General features: G+C 62.9%; 14 protein-coding genes. 2 read left to right on the forward strand and 12 right to left on the reverse strand.

The window, feature by feature from the left end:
* Nucleotides 1-11: 11 nt before the first annotated feature.
* Complete coding sequence (gene pbpG, locus IPP03_09970) at nt 12-1,166, reverse strand: D-alanyl-D-alanine endopeptidase (protein ID MBL0352960.1); 1,155 nt, start codon at nt 1,164-1,166, stop codon at nt 12-14.
* Between the two features lie 104 nt (nt 1,167-1,270).
* Nucleotides 1,271-3,550 carry an NADP-dependent malic enzyme gene (locus IPP03_09975; GenBank protein MBL0352961.1) on the reverse strand — a complete coding sequence of 760 codons (2,280 nt, stop codon included), beginning with the start codon at nt 3,548-3,550 and terminating at the stop codon, nt 1,271-1,273.
* Nucleotides 3,551-3,792: 242 nt separating this feature from the next.
* Between IPP03_09975 and IPP03_09980 the strand changes: the two genes are divergently transcribed.
* Nucleotides 3,793-5,637 carry a phosphoenolpyruvate carboxykinase (GTP) gene (locus IPP03_09980; GenBank protein MBL0352962.1) on the forward strand — a complete coding sequence of 615 codons (1,845 nt, stop codon included), beginning with the start codon at nt 3,793-3,795 and terminating at the stop codon, nt 5,635-5,637.
* Between the two features lie 63 nt (nt 5,638-5,700).
* On the forward strand, nt 5,701-6,861 hold the full coding sequence (locus IPP03_09985; protein MBL0352963.1) for a pyridoxal phosphate-dependent aminotransferase: 1,161 nt from the start codon (nt 5,701-5,703) through the stop codon (nt 6,859-6,861).
* Here the strand turns inward: IPP03_09985 and ampD are convergent.
* The 10 genes from ampD to glyQ all read right to left on the reverse strand — a co-directional run bounded on the left by ampD (nt 6,838) and on the right by glyQ (nt 16,490).
* The gene (ampD, locus tag IPP03_09990) at nt 6,838-7,407 is read right to left on the reverse strand and encodes a 1,6-anhydro-N-acetylmuramyl-L-alanine amidase AmpD (GenBank protein ID MBL0352964.1); all 570 of its coding nucleotides are present in this window, start codon (nt 7,405-7,407) and stop codon (nt 6,838-6,840) included. The two genes, IPP03_09985 and ampD, sit on opposite strands and share 24 nt — an antisense overlap.
* Complete coding sequence (locus tag IPP03_09995; GenBank protein ID MBL0352965.1) at nt 7,404-8,753, reverse strand: sigma-54-dependent Fis family transcriptional regulator; 1,350 nt, start codon at nt 8,751-8,753, stop codon at nt 7,404-7,406. The genes ampD and IPP03_09995 overlap by 4 nt, the downstream gene beginning before the upstream one ends.
* Nucleotides 8,711-10,315 (reverse strand): histidine kinase, encoded by a 1,605-nt coding sequence (locus IPP03_10000; GenBank protein MBL0352966.1) that lies wholly within the window; start codon nt 10,313-10,315, stop codon nt 8,711-8,713. The genes IPP03_09995 and IPP03_10000 overlap by 43 nt, the downstream gene beginning before the upstream one ends.
* Complete coding sequence (locus tag IPP03_10005) at nt 10,308-10,544, reverse strand: hypothetical protein (GenBank protein MBL0352967.1); 237 nt, start codon at nt 10,542-10,544, stop codon at nt 10,308-10,310. Before IPP03_10005 ends, IPP03_10000 begins: the two co-directional genes overlap by 8 nt.
* 384 nt (nt 10,545-10,928) lie before the next feature.
* Nucleotides 10,929-11,336 (reverse strand): lactoylglutathione lyase, encoded by a 408-nt coding sequence (gloA, locus tag IPP03_10010; GenBank protein ID MBL0352968.1) that lies wholly within the window; start codon nt 11,334-11,336, stop codon nt 10,929-10,931.
* A gap of 5 nt (nt 11,337-11,341) precedes the next feature.
* A complete protein-coding gene (locus IPP03_10015; GenBank protein ID MBL0352969.1) occupies nt 11,342-12,061 on the reverse strand; it encodes a M48 family metallopeptidase in 720 nt (239 codons plus the stop codon).
* Nucleotides 12,039-12,791, reverse strand: a complete 753-nt coding sequence (locus IPP03_10020) for a 1-acyl-sn-glycerol-3-phosphate acyltransferase (GenBank protein MBL0352970.1) — start codon at nt 12,789-12,791, stop codon at nt 12,039-12,041. Before IPP03_10020 ends, IPP03_10015 begins: the two co-directional genes overlap by 23 nt.
* Nucleotides 12,788-13,333 carry a D-glycero-beta-D-manno-heptose 1,7-bisphosphate 7-phosphatase gene (gene gmhB, locus IPP03_10025; GenBank protein ID MBL0352971.1) on the reverse strand — a complete coding sequence of 182 codons (546 nt, stop codon included), beginning with the start codon at nt 13,331-13,333 and terminating at the stop codon, nt 12,788-12,790. Before gmhB ends, IPP03_10020 begins: the two co-directional genes overlap by 4 nt.
* Nucleotides 13,334-13,350: 17 nt before the next feature.
* On the reverse strand, nt 13,351-15,555 hold the full coding sequence (locus IPP03_10030) for a glycine--tRNA ligase subunit beta (GenBank protein ID MBL0352972.1): 2,205 nt from the start codon (nt 15,553-15,555) through the stop codon (nt 13,351-13,353).
* A gap of 2 nt (nt 15,556-15,557) precedes the next feature.
* On the reverse strand, nt 15,558-16,490 hold the full coding sequence (glyQ, locus tag IPP03_10035; GenBank protein MBL0352973.1) for a glycine--tRNA ligase subunit alpha: 933 nt from the start codon (nt 16,488-16,490) through the stop codon (nt 15,558-15,560).
* Nucleotides 16,491-16,592 lie beyond the last annotated feature (102 nt).

Genomic DNA, 16,592 nt, shown 5'->3' on the forward strand with positions numbered 1-16,592 from the left:
GCGCCCCGCAATCAGGCCGGGTGGCGGTCTGCGGCAAGGCCCGCGCTCTCCATCCAGCGCTTGATCCGGTTGGCGTCGCCGACCCGCGTCATCTTGCCCGTCGAATCGAGCAGGACGATGACGACCGGCTTGTCGGCCAGGCGGGCCTGCATGACCAGACAGCGCCCGGCTTCGGAAATGTAGCCAGTCTTGGAAACGCCGATTTCCCAGTTGTCGCTGCGGACCAGCGCATTGGTGTTGTGGAACTCGCGGATGTGGCCGTTCAGATCGACCTTCGCTTCCTCGGTGGTCGAGAACTGGCGAATCTCCGGGTAGCGTGCTGCCGCTGCCACCATTCGTGCCAGATCACGCGCCGTCGACACATTGTTGCTCGACAATCCGGTCGGCTCCTCGAAACTTGATTGCTTCATGTCCAGAGCGCGCGCCTTGGCGTTCATCGCCCTGACGAAGGCTGGCATGCCGCCCGGATAGTGACGGCCCAGCGAATGCGCAGCGCGGTTTTCCGACGACATCAGGGCCAGCAGCATCGCCGTGTGACGGGTCATCGTGGTGCCGACCGGCAGACGGGAACGGGTTCCCTTGAGACCGTCAACATCGTCGTCGCCAATCTCGATGACCTCGTTCATATCGGGTTTGGCGTCAAGAACCACCATCGCCGTCATCAGCTTGGAAATCGAGGCGATCGGCACCACGGTGCCCGATTGCTTCTCGATGAGCGCCTGTCCGGTTTCCTGATTGATGACCAGAGCCGAGGCCGAGTAAAGGGCGAGGCCGGCCGGATCGAAGTTAGCCACGCCGACCTTGCGCACCGACTTGTTCGATCCTGCATATCCGGTCCCGGCATGCTTCGTCGAAGATTTCCGGGCGCCAACGCTGGCGGACTTTTTGGGCACCTTGGTCGCGGCCGACTTGCTGCTGGTCGCGCCCGACTTTCTGGCCGGCTGCGCCGCCGCCCGGGATGTCTTCGTGGCCCCGGCACTTGTGCTTGAAACAGTCTTCTTGGATACCGGTTGCGTCTTTTTCGTGGCTCCGGCACTTGCGCTTGAAACAGCCTTCCTGGATACCGGCTGCGTCTTTTTCGTATCGGTTGCCGCATTGGTCTGGCCGCCCAAGCCGAGACCGAGCAAGGCTCCGACCAGCACCGCTACCTTCAATCCCTGTTTCATCGACTCTCTCCTGCCTGCACCGGATGGATTCTATCCCAGTTTAGCAAACGAGATACAAAAATCAACAGAAATAGGTAGATAGCGCGACAACTTGAGCCGGATTATCACGCCGACTCAACGACGGTCAGTGCTGTCATGTTGACGATGCGGCGCACCGTCGCCGTCGGCGTCAGGATATTCACCGGGCGTGCCGCGCCGAGCAGGACAGGCCCGATGGTCAGGTTGTCGCCAGCTGCTATCTTGAGCAAGTTGAACGAGATATTGGCGGCGTCGAGCGTCGGCATAATCAGCAGGTTGGCCTGCCCCTTGAGTCGGGAATTGGGGAAGGCGGCAAGACGGATACGCTCGTCAAGCGCGGCGTCGCCGTGCATTTCGCCTTCGACCTCAAGTTCGGGCGCCCGCCGGTTGAGCACCGCCAGCACCTCGCGCATCTTGATCGCCGTCGGTGTGTCCTCCGTACCGAAGGTCGAATGCGAGAGCAATGCGACTTTCGGCCGCATGCCAAAGTTGCGGATCTCGGCAGCGGCAAGCAGCGTCATGTCGGCCAGTTGCTCGGCACTCGGATCGTAGTTGACATAGGTATCGGCGATGAACACGGTGCGGCCAGGCAGCATCAGCAGGTTCATCGCGTAGTAGCGATCGAGCCCCGGTTGGGTGCCGATCACGTTCTGAACGTATTGACGATGCGTTTCATGGCGCCCGAAGGTACCGCAGATCAGGCCGTCGGCGTGGCCCAGGTGGACCATTAGTGCACCGTAGAGCGTCGCACGCCGGCGTATTTCGCGGCGCGCGTACTCCGGCGCGACGCCCTGGCGCTCCATGAGCCGGTGGTAGGTCGTCCAGAATTCCTCGAAATGCTCGTCAAAGAAGAGGCAATCGTCGACATAGACCACGTCGTAATCGACATTTTCCCGTATCCGCAGCCCGGCGGTCTCGATGCTGTTCCGGATTTCGGCCGGGCGGCCAATCAGCACCGGACGGCAGATGCCTTCGTCGCAGACGACCTGCACCGCGCGCAGCACGCGGCTGTCTTCACCCTCGGCAAAGACGATGCGTCTCGGGGCGGCCTTCGCCTGCGAGAACACCGGCTTCATGATCATCCCGGAGTGATAGACGAATTCGTTGAGGCCCTGAACATAGGCATCCCAGTCCCTGATCGGCCGCGTGGCAACGCCCGAATCCATGCCCGCCCGGGCCACCGCCGGCGCGATCTTGACGATGAGGCGCGGATCGAACGGCTTCGGGATCAGGTATTCCGGGCCGAAACCGGAAACTTTCTCGCCGTAGGCCGACGCGACCACGTCCGATTGCTCGGCGCGCGCCAGTTCGGCGATGGCCTTGACGGCGGCCATCTTCATCTGCTCCGTGATTGTCGTCGCGCCGACGTCGAGCGCCCCGCGGAAGATGAACGGGAAGCACAGTACGTTATTGACCTGGTTCGGGTAATCCGAGCGGCCGGTGCACATGACGGCGTCGTCGCGCACACTCCTGACCAGCTCCGGCAGGATCTCCGGCGTCGGATTGGCAAGGGCCATGATCAGCGGCCGGGTAGCCATCCTGGCGACCATTTCCGGCTTCAGCACGCCGCCCGCCGACAGGCCGAGGAAGACATCAGCACCGGCGATCACTTCGCCCAGGGTCCGCGCATCGGTCTTCTTCGCGTAGCGCGCCTTGATTTCGTCCATCTCCTCCAGTCGTCCTTCATGGACCAGACCCTTGATGTCGGTCACCCAGATGTTCTCGACCGGCACCCCGAGCATCACCAGCAGATCGATGCAGGCGAGCGCGGCGGCGCCGGCGCCGGAAGTGACGACCTTTACGGTCGACAGGTCTTTTCCGATCAAATGCAGGCCGTTCAGAATGGCGGCACCGACGACGATGGCGGTGCCGTGCTGATCATCATGGAAGACAGGTATCTTCATCCGCTCGCGCAACTTCTTCTCGATGTAGAAGCACTCTGGCGCCTTGATGTCTTCGAGATTGATGCCGCCGAAGGTCGGCTCCAGCGAAGCGATGATGTCGATCAGTTTGTCCGGGTCGCGCTCCTCGATTTCGAGATCGAAGACGTCGATGTCGGCGAACTTCTTGAACAGCACGCCCTTGCCTTCCATGACCGGCTTGGCGGCGAGCGGGCCGATCGCCCCGAGGCCGAGCACCGCCGTGCCGTTGGTGACGACACCGACCAGATTGGCGCGCGCGGTCAGATTGCTGACTTCAGCCGGATCGGCGACGATCTCCTCGCAGGCAAACGCGACCCCGGGCGAATAGGCCATCGACAGATCGTATTGATTGGTCAGTTGCTTGATCGGCGTGACGGCGATCTTGCCCGGCTTGGGATGACGATGATAGTGGAGCGCCGCCTTGCGCAACTGATTGGAATCCATGTCGCCTCCGTTTCGTATCGTGAAACGATATTTTATTTAATGATAGATTGTAGCATGCACCGGGTCGCCGCCAACCGGCGAACATCACTTAGTGCCCAAACGCAAGTGGATAACCGGCCCGCGCTCTGGCATAATACCGTGCTTCCCAGCCGACGGCCCCTCGCCGCTTCAAGTCTTGGTGGCAATTCCCGGCGACTTGCGTGAAACCTTGCTATTTCAGTAACTTAGAGAGAGATACTTTCATGACCGCACCGTTGAATGCACCTGACTACGTCAAACACGAAGGCCTGAAGAAATGGGTCGCCGAAATCGCCGCCCTGGTGGAGCCCGAGCATATCCACTGGGCCGACGGATCACAGGCGGAGTATGACTGCTTGTGCGGCGAAATGGTGGAAGCCGGAACTTTCATCAAGCTCAACGAGACCAAGCGCCCGAACTCCTACTTGGCCTTCTCCGACCCGTCCGACGTGGCACGCGTCGAAGACCGCACCTACATCTGCTCCGAAAAGAGGGAAGATGCCGGCCCGACCAACAACTGGGAAGAGCCCGCGAAGATGCGCGAAACCCTCAACGGCCTGTTCAGGGGCTGCATGAGGGGCCGCACCATGTATGTCATCCCGTTCAGCATGGGGCCGCTCGGATCGCCGATCGCCCACATCGGCGTCGAGATTTCCGATTCCGCCTACGTCGTGGTCAACATGCGTACGATGACCCGCATGGGCAGGGCGGTTCATGACGTCCTCGGGACAGATGGCGAATTCGTTCCCTGCGTGCATACCGTCGGCGCCCCCCTCGAACCGGGCCAGCAGGACGTCAAGTGGCCGTGCAACCCGACCGTCAAGTACATCGTTCATTATCCGGAAACCCGCGAGATCTGGTCCTACGGCTCCGGCTACGGCGGCAATGCCCTGCTCGGCAAGAAGTGCTTCGCCCTGCGCATCGCCTCGACCATGGCCCGTGACCAGGGCTGGCTTGCCGAACACATGCTGATCCTCGGCGTCGAATCCCCGGAAGGCGAAAAATCCTACGTCGCCGCCGCCTTCCCGTCGGCCTGTGGCAAGACCAACTTCGCCATGCTGATTCCGCCCAAGACCCTCGGCGGCTGGAACATCACCACCATCGGCGACGACATCGCCTGGATCAAGCCGCGCGTCGACCAGGATGGCATCACCCGCTTCTATGCGATCAATCCGGAAGCCGGCTTCTTCGGCGTCGCACCCGGGACCTCCGAAAAAACCAACTTCAACGCGCTGGCCACGCTCAAGGAAAACATCATCTTCACCAATGTCGCGCTGACTGACGACGGCGACGTCTGGTGGGAAGGCCTGACCAAGGAAGCTCCGGCGCACCTGATCGACTGGCAGGGCCACGACTGGACGCCGGAAGACGGCAAGGCCGGCAAGAAGGCCGCCCATGCCAACTCCCGCTTCACTGCGCCAGCCAGCCAGTGCCCGTCGGTCGATGAGGCCTGGGAAGACCCCGCCGGCGTGCCGATTTCCGCCTTCATCTTCGGCGGCCGCCGTGCCACCACGGTGCCGCTGGTGTACGAGGCGTTCAACTGGAACTACGGCGTCTACATGGCGGCTACCCTCGGCTCCGAAACCACCGCCGCCGCCTTCGGCCAGCAGGGTGTCGTCCGTCGCGACCCGTTCGCCATGCTGCCCTTCTGCGGCTACCATATGGGCGACTACTTCAACCACTGGCTAAAAATGGGCCACACGGTCGATGCCACGCCAAAGATTTTCTGCGTGAACTGGTTCCGCATGAACGAAAAGGGCGAATTCATGTGGCCTGGTTTCGGCGACAACATGCGTGTCCTGAAGTGGATCGTCCAGCGCTGCAAGGGCACGGTCACCGCCAACGAGACCGTGCTCGGCTGGATGCCGAATTTCGAGGATGTCGACTGGACCGGCCTCAACATCACCAAGGCCGAATTCGAGGCGCTGACCACCATCGATGCCGACGCCTGGAAGTCCGAACTGGCCGGCCACAAGGAGTGGTTCGACAAGATGGGCGCCAAGATGCCGCGCGAACTCGTACTCAAGCGCGAACTGTTCGAAATGGATATCTTCAAGCAAGCGGCCTGACCTTCGCCAACCGACCATGAAGAAACGGCCACCTGCGGGTGGCCGTTTGCCTTGGAGACCACCATGTACCGTCCCGCCCAGCGCCTTGCCGACATCGCGCCCTTCCACGTCGTCGAGCTGCTGATGCGGGCCCGCCAACTTGAGGCGGAAGGACGCGACATCATCCACATGGAAGTCGGCGAGCCGGACTTTCAGACGCCGGAGCCGATAGCGCATGCTGCGGTCGACGCGATAAAAGCGGGAAAAACACTGTACACGCAGGCGCTCGGTCTGCCCGAACTACGGGCGGAGATCAGCGCCTTCTACGGCAAGCGGTACGGGATCGACGTGCCGGCCAGCCGCATCGCCGTCACCAACGGCGCGTCCGGTGCGCTCAACCTGGCTTTCGCCTGCCTTGCCGAGCCGGACAGCGAATGGCTGCTGGCCGACCCCGGCTACCCGTGCAACCGGCACATTTTGCGTACTTTTGGCGGTCGACCGCAACACATCCCGGTCGGCCCCGAAACCAACTTCCAGCCGACGCCGGCGCTACTGCACAAGTACTGGAGCGTCAGGACCGCCGGCCTGCTCGTCGCCTCGCCGGCCAATCCGACCGGCACCTTACTCACGCAGCCCGAAATCGGCGCGCTTGCCGAGTTCTGCCGCGAAAGGAGCGGCCATTTTCTGGTCGACGAGATTTATCATGGGCTGACGTACGAGGGCGACGCGCCGTCGGCCTGTGCTACCGGCGACGACATCTGGGTCATCAACAGCTTCTCGAAATATTTCCAGATGACCGGCTGGCGCCTTGGCTGGATGGTCATCCCCGCAGCCTACGTGCGTGATGTCGAAAAACTGGCGCAGAACCTGACGCTCTGTCCGTCAACCCCGGCCCAGCATGGCGCGCTCGCGGCATTCCTGCCCGAAACCATCGCCATCCTGGAAAGCCGGCGTGACGAATTCCGTCGTCGCCGCGATTTTCTGGCCCCGGCGCTGGAAGCCATCGGCTTTCGTATCACCGCCCGCCCGGAAGGCGCCTTCTACCTCTATTGCGATTGTTCGGCACTGGCCGCCGACAGTTTCGCGCTGGCCGGCGACCTCCTGGAAAAAGTCGGCGTCGCGGTCACACCAGGACTCGATTTCGGCAGCAATGCGCCTGAGAAGCACATCCGCTTTGCCTACACAACCGGTATTGACCGCCTGGCCGAGGCCGTCGACCGGCTATGCGGCTACTTCGGCCGGTAAATCGAGCATCGGGTAGCGTTCCCGGAGCACAGCCCAGTCGAAGCAGGGGCCGGGGTCGGTCTTGCGCCCGGGGGCGACATGGCAGTGACCGGCAATGGCGGCAATCGGATAGCGCTCGCGCAGGACATCGACCAGACTCCACAAGCTGGCATATTGAGCCGGGGTGAAGGACCGGGTATCGCAGCCTTCGAGTTCGATGCCCACGGAGTAGTCATTGCAGCTCTCGCGCCCGCACCACCGCGAATGCCCGGCATGCCAGGCGCGCCGGTCGCAGCCGACGAACTGGATGACCCGCCCGGCGCGCCGGACATAGAAATGCGCCGAAACCCGCGCCTCGACAATGGTCGCGAAATACGGGTGGGCATGCGGGTCGAGACGGTTGAGGAAGAACCTTTCGACCCAGTCGCCAGCGAATTCGTCCGGCGGCAGGCTGATGTTGTGCACCACGATTAGCGAAACCGCTTCATCGCGCGGGCGCTCGCCGAAGTTTGGCGACGGCAGCCAATCGACCCCTTCCAGCCAGCCCCCGGCCCGCCAGCGGCTCATTCGATACCCAGGCGTTCCAGCCGGTAGCGCAGCGAACGGAAGGTGACGCCAAGGAGCCGCGCGGCCGCCGTGCGGTTACCCTCGGTCTTCTGCAAGGCTTCGAGAATTGCCTGGCGCTCCAGCCGGTTGAGATAGTCATCGAGCGTCTCGCTGCCCCGCCCTGAGGCCTCGCCCCCCATATCGTCGGGCGCCAGATGCAGGTCGCCGGTTTCGATCGTCTCGCCCGAGCAAAGTGCCATCGCCCGCTCCAGCACATTCTCCAGTTCGCGCACATTGCCCGGAAACGGATAATCGGCCAGCGCCCGCAGGGCGGCGGCGGAAATCCGGGGAACCGTACCGCCGCAAAGTTTCTTCAGCAGGGAATCGACGAGCACCGGTATGTCTTCGACCCGTTCGCGCAACGAAGGCATGCGCAGTTCGATGACATTCAAGCGGTAGTAAAGATCCTGCCTGAAGCTGCCCCTCTCAACCCCCTCGCGCAGGCTCCGGTGTGTGGCGCAGATGATGCGCACATCGACCGCTTCCTCGGTCGCCACGCCGACCTTGCGCACCCGCTTTTCCTGAATCGCCCGCAGCAGCTTGACCTGCATGGCCAGCGGCAGATCGGCGACCTCGTCGAGAAACAGCGTCCCGCCGCTGGCCGCCTGGAAAAAGCCATCACGATCGCTGTCGGCACCGGTAAAGGCACCCTTGCGGTGACCGAAGAATTCACTCTCCATCAGGTTTTCGGGGATGGCGCCGCAGTTGACCGGAACGAAGGGGCCACCACTGCGCGCACTGCGGGTGTGGATCAGGCGAGCAGCGAGTTCCTTGCCGCTACCCGATTCCCCGGTGACATAGATGGGCGCCTGACTGCGCGCCAGTTTCTCGATCAACGCCCGCACCTGCAGCATCGCCGACGATTCGCCGGTCAGCGATTGCAGCGGACTTTCCCGGCCTTCACCATCCGACACGCGCAGCGCCGACTTGACCAGGGCGCGCAACTGTTCAAGACCGACCGGTTTGGCCAGATAATCGAAGGCGCCGGCCTTGAGAGCCGCGACCGCGTTCTCGGTACTACCGAAAGCGGTGATCACCGCCACCGGCATCTGCGCATGATGTTCGGTGATATAGCGGACGACATCGAGTCCGTTGCCGTCGGGCAGTCGCATGTCGGTCAGGCACAACTGGAAATCTCCGTCGGCAAGACAGGCCCGAGCCTCGCCGACCGTACCGACGCAGGCGGCCGCCAAGCCCATCCGCGACAGGGTGAGGTCGATCAGTTCGCGGATATCAGGCTCGTCATCGATGACGAGAACCCGGTTCAACGCCCCCCGGGGGCGCCGTTCGCTTCGGGCAACAGACATGTGTCGCTTCTCCCAACAATGATGAAATGGCCATGACCGGGATCGGAAGCCAGGTCAAGCGTGGCCCCGTTCGCAGCGCACAACTCGCGGGCAATGAAAAGACCGAGCCCTGTCCCGAGATGGTGAGTCGTGAAGAATGGCTCGAAAATCTGTGCCCTTGCCTCATCCGGCACCCCGCCCCCGTCGTCGATCACATGCAGTTCGACCATCCCGGCACCGGCGTTTGTCCGCAGGCGCACGCTGCCGGGAGCGCCGCTGGCATGGCGGACAGCATTGGCGAGCAGGTTCCACAATACTTGGTGCAGGTGGGTTCTGTCGAAGCAGAGCGCGGCCTCACCCTCGGTTTCGAACGCAATGATATCCGGCGCGACACCCTTAACGCCTGCGAAGCCCTCGACGAACTGGGCACAGAAATGTCGCAGCGGCAGCTTTTCGGCCTGAATGCGGTCACGCCTGCCGAGTTCAAGGACATCCGCAACAATCCGGTCGAGGCGCGCCACGTTGTCGGCCACGATCTTGAGCAGACGCTCCTGCATCGCGCCACGTCTTTCCTCGCGCAGCAACTCGCTGGCGTGGCCGATGGCCGACAAGGGGTTGCGGATTTCATGAGCGATGCTTGCGGTCAACCGTCCGAGTGCAGCCAGTTTCAACTGCTGGGCATGCTCCTGGATACGCCGCAGATCCTCAAGAAAAACAAGGACTTCGCCCGCGCTGCTGCTCGTCTGCTCGAAGCGGGCGAGCAGCTCGCCGCCCGTCGGCGACTTGAATTCCGTCGTCGCCGCCGCCGGCGATATTTTCCAGTTCGCCAACGCGATGGCCAGCGGCGGGCAAAAGCTCGAGAGTTGCGTGCCCGGCCCCGGGGCCGCGCCGAGCATTTCCACCGCCATGGGATTGTGCTGCTCGATCTGTCCGGCACTGCCAACGACCAGAACCCCATCCTGCATGCGTTCGATGACGCGCTGGCTGATTCTGCTCTGGTTTTCCAGACTGATGCCGCGCTGGCGGGCGAGTTCCTCGTTGACCATCAGACGCTGCCCCAGCAGTCGCGCGAGAATCGCCGTGGCAAAAAAGCCTGCGGACAGGAGGCCGGCCTGGACGATCGTTGCCGCTTCGACCCCCCGCATCAGCACGACAACAACCTGGCCTCCCAGCGTAACCAGCGTGGCCAGCGCGGCGTAGAAAAGCACCAGGCGGCCCTGCCCGACCAAGCTGGCGGTCGCCAGCGAGACCAGCAGCAGCGTGCCGATGCCGCTGCCAACCCCGCCGCCGGCGAACATCAGCAGGCCCAGCGCCAGAACGTCGGCCAGCACCTGGGATGAAAGCTGGAAGTTGAAACGATGCCGCCAGTGGATCGAAGCGAAAAAGCCAGCGGCAACGACCAGCAGATAGATTCCCGTGGCTGGCAGGAACAGCGGCGTGTCGGCAATGCGGAGTGCGGAAATCCAGCCCTGCGGCCACAGCGCGGCCAGCAGCGCGAGGCAGGCGAGAACGAGGCGATAGAGGTTGAAGTATTGGAAGGGACGCCAACTGGCCTCCCAGGTTGTCGCCAGCCAGTCAGTCATTGGTCGCTGGCGGATTTGCGGCCAGCCGATGCGCCTCACAACAGAAATGAGCACCGTTTGCCGTGATGCTGTCGCTTTGCGGCAGATGCACGCCGCATTGCGCACAGACGACCATCAGTTCAGGATCGGGAGCTTGTCTTGGCGGCCTTGGCCCAGGACGTTGCGCGCGCTTGTTCCAGACCCACCAGATCACGGCGACCAAAGCAATGAGCAGGAGGAATTTCATCATGGATGGCCCTGAAACTACCGACGCGAACTTCAGAAAATGGCATGGTCCGAGTGGAGCCGCCCCCCGACGCCAGCGCCCCGAACGTCATCTGGCGCCTATCGCCTACCGGCGCCAGATAAAAGAATACCAATAAATCATCGGGTTATTGTGCAGCAAACCAAGAGCACACGCAAGAAGAAGCAACATTCCCGCGTCACTCGAGCACAAGATCGGAGCGTGAATGAGCATGGCTATGGCATTATCGGTAGCCTTGGAATGGGCGAGCGGGGAAGATCGAGAAGTTCTTCCGTGCGCCAGTTCGTCCCCATTGAGGTTGATTAACGCTCACGGCGAGCCCCTCAACAAGAAGGCCGCCACCAAACCATGAGCCTCCCAACAGACAGATCATGTATTCGGGGTGCCTCTTTCTATCAGCTCGATCTTGTAGCCGTCCGGATCTTCGACGAAGGCAATGATGGTCGTGCCGTGCTTCATCGGTCCGGCTTCGCGCACCACCTTGCCGCCGCGCTGGCGGATGGCGGCGCAGGCAGCAGCGGCGTCCGGCACGGCGAGGGCGACATGCCCGTAGCCATTGCCGAGATCATAGGCCGCGGTATCCCAGTTGTGGGTCAGCTCAAGGGCCGCGGCTTCGCTTTCCGGTCCGTAGCCGACGAAGGCCAGAGTGAAGCGGCCTTCTGGGTAATCGGTGCGGCGCAGCAGTTTCATGCCGAGAATTTCAGTATAGAAGGCGATGGAGCGATCGAGGTCGCCGACGCGAATCATCGTGTGCAGGATGCGCATGGTGTTTTCCATAGGTTTCAGAGTTGCGGAATCTGGCGGGCGAGCTGGCGCAGTTCGAGCCGGCGCGCCCGCCAGTCGGGGCAGAGTTGCTCCACCACAGACCAGAAGCGCGGGCTGTGGTTCATTTCCCTGAGGTGCGCCAGTTCATGGCAGACGACGTAATCGACGACCGCCAGCGGCATCAGGATCAGGCGCCAGTTCAGCGAAATGCCCCCATGATGGCTGCAACTACCCCAGCGCGTGCGCGCAGCCGAGAGGCGCAGCGGCGGCGGTGGAACATCAAGTTGCGGAGCGTAATGGGCAAGCCGCCCGACGAACACGCGCCGGGCCTTCTCGCGCAGCGCCCTTTCGAGTACCACCCGGGCCTCGACCGCCGGCGGCACGAACAGGTGCAGCTTCGGGTCGCTGAACAGCCAGCGCTGGCGGCTGGCGGGGGAGACGGTTACGGTCAACGCCTCGCCCAGGGCAAAAATGACCACGCCCTCGGTAACGGCCAGTCTTTCCGGCGTGGGACGGCTCCGCCAGTCGGCGAGTTTGTCAAGGACCCATTGCCCATGCTCGCGAATCAGGGTCTCGATGTCCCCGAGCCGCGCCTGCAGCGGCGCGCCGACTCGCAGGCCGCGCTGGTCGATGGCCAGGCCGATGGTACGCCGCCGGCTGCGCCGCAGGTGGTAGTCGACGGCCTGCCCGGCAATCGCGATGCGGCGTGTCGCTTCAGGTGGCGCTGGTCTTGGCATCGGGGTAGCGGTGCGGGGAAATCCGGCGCATCTCGCCTTCTATCCAGCTTTCGACACGCTGATTGACTTCCGCTTCGGTCATCCCCGTCGCGTCGAAGGCCGGGCCGATGCTGATGGTGACGATGCCGGGCTTCTTGATGAATGCCTGGCGTGCCCAGAGTTCGCCCGAATTATGGGCGACAGGAACAACCTTGCAGCCGACCTGGGTCGCCAGATAGGCGCCGCCGGCCTTGTAGCGCCGCGTCTCGCCGGGCGCCACGCGCGTTCCTTCGGGGAAGATGATCACGTAAAAGCCCTTCTTCAGCCGCTCGCGCCCCTGTTCGACAACCAGGTCGAGCGCCATCTTGCCGGCCGCGCGGTCGATCGAGATCATCTTCATCGCCCCGAGCCCCCAGCCGATCAGCGGCACGCGCAACAGTTCCTTCTTAAGCACGAAAACGCAGTAGGCGCCGCGCGGCACATAGTCCTGGATAGTCATCGTCTCCCACGCCGACTGGTGCTTGGAAAGGATGACGCAGGGTTCGTGCGGCATGTTCTCGAGACCGACGACCCGCGGCCGGATGCCGAGCAGGTTCTCGACGCCCCACTGGATGCCGAGGCGCCACAGCTTGCCGAAGTGATATCCCCAGAGCCCGCGCAGGACAATGGCGGCAATGACGACCATGGGTGCGACCAGCAGGGTCCACAACCCGCCCCAGATCACGAACAGGGCGGAACGGAGGATGTTCATTTCCTTTTCGCCACCAGAATCCTGTCGACCGCCGCCGAGAGGTCGTCGAAGACCTCGGTGCCCTCGGGAAGATTGCCTTCGGACAGCGTCAACAAACCCTTGCCGGTGCGCACCAGCATCGGCAGGCAGCCGGCCGCGGCGCAGGCCTGGAGATCGCGCTTCGAATCGCCGACCGACGGGACGCCCTTGAGAGCGACATTCATGGTTTCGGAAATGCGCTTGAACATCCCGGGCTTGGGTTTGCGGCATTCACAGGCTGAATCGGCCGTATGCGGACAATAGAAGATGGCGTCAATGCGGCCGCCTGCAGCAAACAGCGCCTTGTGCATCTTTTCGTGGATGGCGTTCAGTGCATCCATGTCCAACAGGCTGCGCCCGATACCGGACTGGTTGGTCGCGATGACGACGTGGTAGCCATTCTGGTTCAGCCGCGCGATGGCCTCCAGGCTGCCAGGAATGGGCTTCCATTCCGCCGGGGACTTGATGAACTGGGCGGAATCGAAATTGATGACACCATCGCGATCGAGAATGACGAGTTTCATGGTTGGCCTTTCCGGGGTCAGGCTGATAGCCTGGAAATATCGGCCACCCGATTCATCGCGCCGTGCAGCTTGGCGAGCAGGCCAAGGCGGTTGGCGCGCAGGGCCGGGTCGTCGGCATTGACCATGACGCCATCGAAGAAGGCGTCGACCGGGGCGCGCAGCGCGGCCAGCGCTTCCAGCGATTCGGCATAGTCGCCTGTCTCGAAGGCGGCATCGGCACGGGGAACGACGTCGACCAGGACATCGTGCAGTGCGATCTCGGCTGCTTCCTTGAGTAATCCGGTATCAACCACGGCTTCGACAGCGTTCTCGACTTTCTTCAGGATGTTGCCGACCCGCTTGTTGGCGGCAGCCAGCGCGGCTGATTCGGGCAGCGCGGCAAAGGCGCGCACGGCGGCCAGTCGTTTGGGGATGTCGCCGAGGCGTTGCGGCCGTTGCGACACCACGGCATCGACTTCCTGCGCCGTGTAGCCCTGCTCGCGCAGGTTGCCGGCGAGGCGCTCGTAGATGAAGTCGGCGATTAAGTCTGGTGCGTTGGGATCAATTGGTACGCCGACCGAGACAGATGCTCTGGCAAATATCATGCCACCAGTCGGAGGCTGAGCGGGAGCTGAGGGTGTAGGTGCCGAGCCAAAGACAGCCGTGCCAAACTGTGCTGCACCAATACCAATAAGTTCTCCTAGTGCCAGTTTGAGATCGCCCTCGGCCAGCATGCGGATGACGCCGAGCGCATGGCGGCGTAGCGCAAAGGGATCGCGGTCGCCGGTCGGGATCTGGCCGATGCCGAACATGCCAACCAGCGTTTCCAGCTTGTCGGCGAGCGCCACGACCGTGCCGACCATGCCCCTCGGCAGCGAGTCGCCGGCAAAACGCGGCCGGTAATGGTCTTCGATGGCGTCGGCAATATCCGCCGAGAGACCGTCGTGCAGGGCGTAGTAGCGGCCCATGATGCCCTGTAGTTCGGGGAACTCGCCGACCATGTCGGTCAGCAGGTCGGCCTTGGCCAGCAGGGCGGCCTGCTCGGCCTGCAGTGCGAGGCTTTCGCCGCCGAGTTTCTCGCCGATCGCCTTGGCGATGACGCAGACGCGCTCGACGCGCTCGCCCTGGGTGCCCAACCGGTTGTGATAGACGACCTTGGCCAAGCCGAGGACGCGCGATTCCAGCGTCTTCTTGCGATCCTGGTCGAAAAAGAACTTGGCATCAGCCAGACGCGGGCGGACGACGCGCTCGTTGCCGCTGATCACCGCCGATGCATCCTCCGGGCTGATGTTGCTGACGACGAGGAACTTGTTGGTCAGCTTGCCGGCCGCGTCGAGCAGTGGAAAGTATTTCTGGTTTGCCTTCATGGTCAGAATCAGGCATTCCTGCGGCACGGCGAGGAATTCTGCCTCGAACTGGCCAACCAGGACGTTCGGGCGCTCGACCAGGGCGGTCACTTCATCGAGCAGCGCGTCATCATCGACCGGCGTCAGGTTGGGACCGGCCTTGGCGGCAGCTGCGGAGACCTGGAGGGCAATCTCGGCGCGGCGCTCAGCGAAGCTGGCGATCACCGCGCCATCACGTTTCAACGTCTCGGCGTAGCTGTCGGCATCGGCAAAGACGACCGGATCGACGGCGGCTTCGAAGCGGTGACCTCGCGTTTCGCGGCCCGAGCTCAGGCCAAGGACTGAAACCGGCACGACATCGGCACCGTGCAGCGCCACCAGCTTGTGCGCCGGACGAACGAAATTGACGCTGCTCCAGCCGTCCTGCAACTGGTAGCTCATCACCTTGGGGATGGGCAGCGCGGCGAGCGTAGCTTCGAGAGCCTTCTGCAGCCCCTCGGCCAGCGTGGCGCCTCTGGCCAAACTGTCAAGGAACAGCACCTCGGTCTTGCCATCATGTTCGCGGCGCAGACCGGCGACAGCAGCGCCGTCAGAACCCAGCACCCCCAGTTTCTTGAGCAGCGCCGGCGTCGCGTTGCCGTTGGCGTCGAGTCCGACAGCGACCGGCATCAGCTTGTGCGCCACCGGCTTGTCGGTGGCGACATCGGCAACATCGGTAAGGTGGACGGCAAGACGGCGCGGCGAGGCGTAGGCAGTAATTGTTGCGGTCGACGCCGATAAACCGGCATTTTTCAAATGTTGGGCGAGTGTCTGGGCGAACACTTCACCCAGCTTCTTCAGCGCCTTGGGCGGCAGTTCCTCGACGAACAGTTCAACGAGCAGGTTCTTGGACGACATGATCAGGCAGCCTTCTTTTCGATCTGGGCGAGGACTTCGGCGGCCCATTCCCTGGGCGCCATCGGGAAGCCGAGGCGGGCGCGGCTCTCCAGGTAACTCTGGGCGACGGCGCGGGCCAGGTTGCGGATGCGGCCGATATAGGCGGCGCGTTCGGTCACCGAAATGGCGCCGCGGGCATCAAGTAGGTTGAAGGTGTGCGCGGCCTTCAGCACCTGCTCGTAAGCCGGTAGCGCCAGTTGGGCGCCCATCAGGCGCTGCGCTTGCTTCTCGTGGGCGCCGAAGGCGTGGAACAGGAATTCCACGTCGCTGTGCTCGAAATTGTAGGCCGACTGCTCGAATTCGTTCTGGTGATAGACATCGCCGTAGGTCAGGCCTTGCGTCCACGTCAGGTCGAAGACGTTCTCGACGCCCTGCAGGTACATGGCGAGGCGTTCGATGCCGTAGGTGATTTCGCCCGTGATCGGCTTGCAGTCAATGCCGCCGACCTGCTGAAAGTAGGTAAACTGAGTCACTTCCATGCCGTTCATCCAGACTTCCCAGCCGAGCCCCCAGGCGCCGAGCGTCGGGTTCTCCCAGTCGTCCTCGACGAAGCGCACGTCGTTCTTCCGGAGGTCGAAACCGAGAACTTCGAGCGAGCCGAGATAGAGTTCGAGGATGTTTTCCGGCGCCGGCTTGAGCACCACCTGGTACTGGTAGTAGTGCTGCATGCGGTTGGGGTTCTCGCCGTAGCGGCCGTCCTTGGGCCGGCGCGAGGGCTGCACGTAGGCGGCGTTCCACGGTTCGGGGCCAATGGAGCGCAGGAAGGTCGCCGTGTGGCTGGTTCCGGCGCCGACTTCCATGTCATAAGGTTGCAGCAGCGCGCAGCCATGCTTTCCCCAGTATTCCTGCAGGTGCAGGATGACTTCCTGGAATGTCGGTTTATTGCTGGTGGTCATCGGACATACTCGGAAAGACTGGAGACGTTGAATTTTACTAGCTTTTGGCCCTTTCCGGCAGGGCCCGCCGACCTTGCCCGTGCCTTGTCGGAGGCGCTTCGT

Source organism: Candidatus Dechloromonas phosphoritropha (genome assembly GCA_016722705.1).
Taxonomy (GTDB): domain Bacteria; phylum Pseudomonadota; class Gammaproteobacteria; order Burkholderiales; family Rhodocyclaceae; genus Azonexus; species Azonexus phosphoritrophus.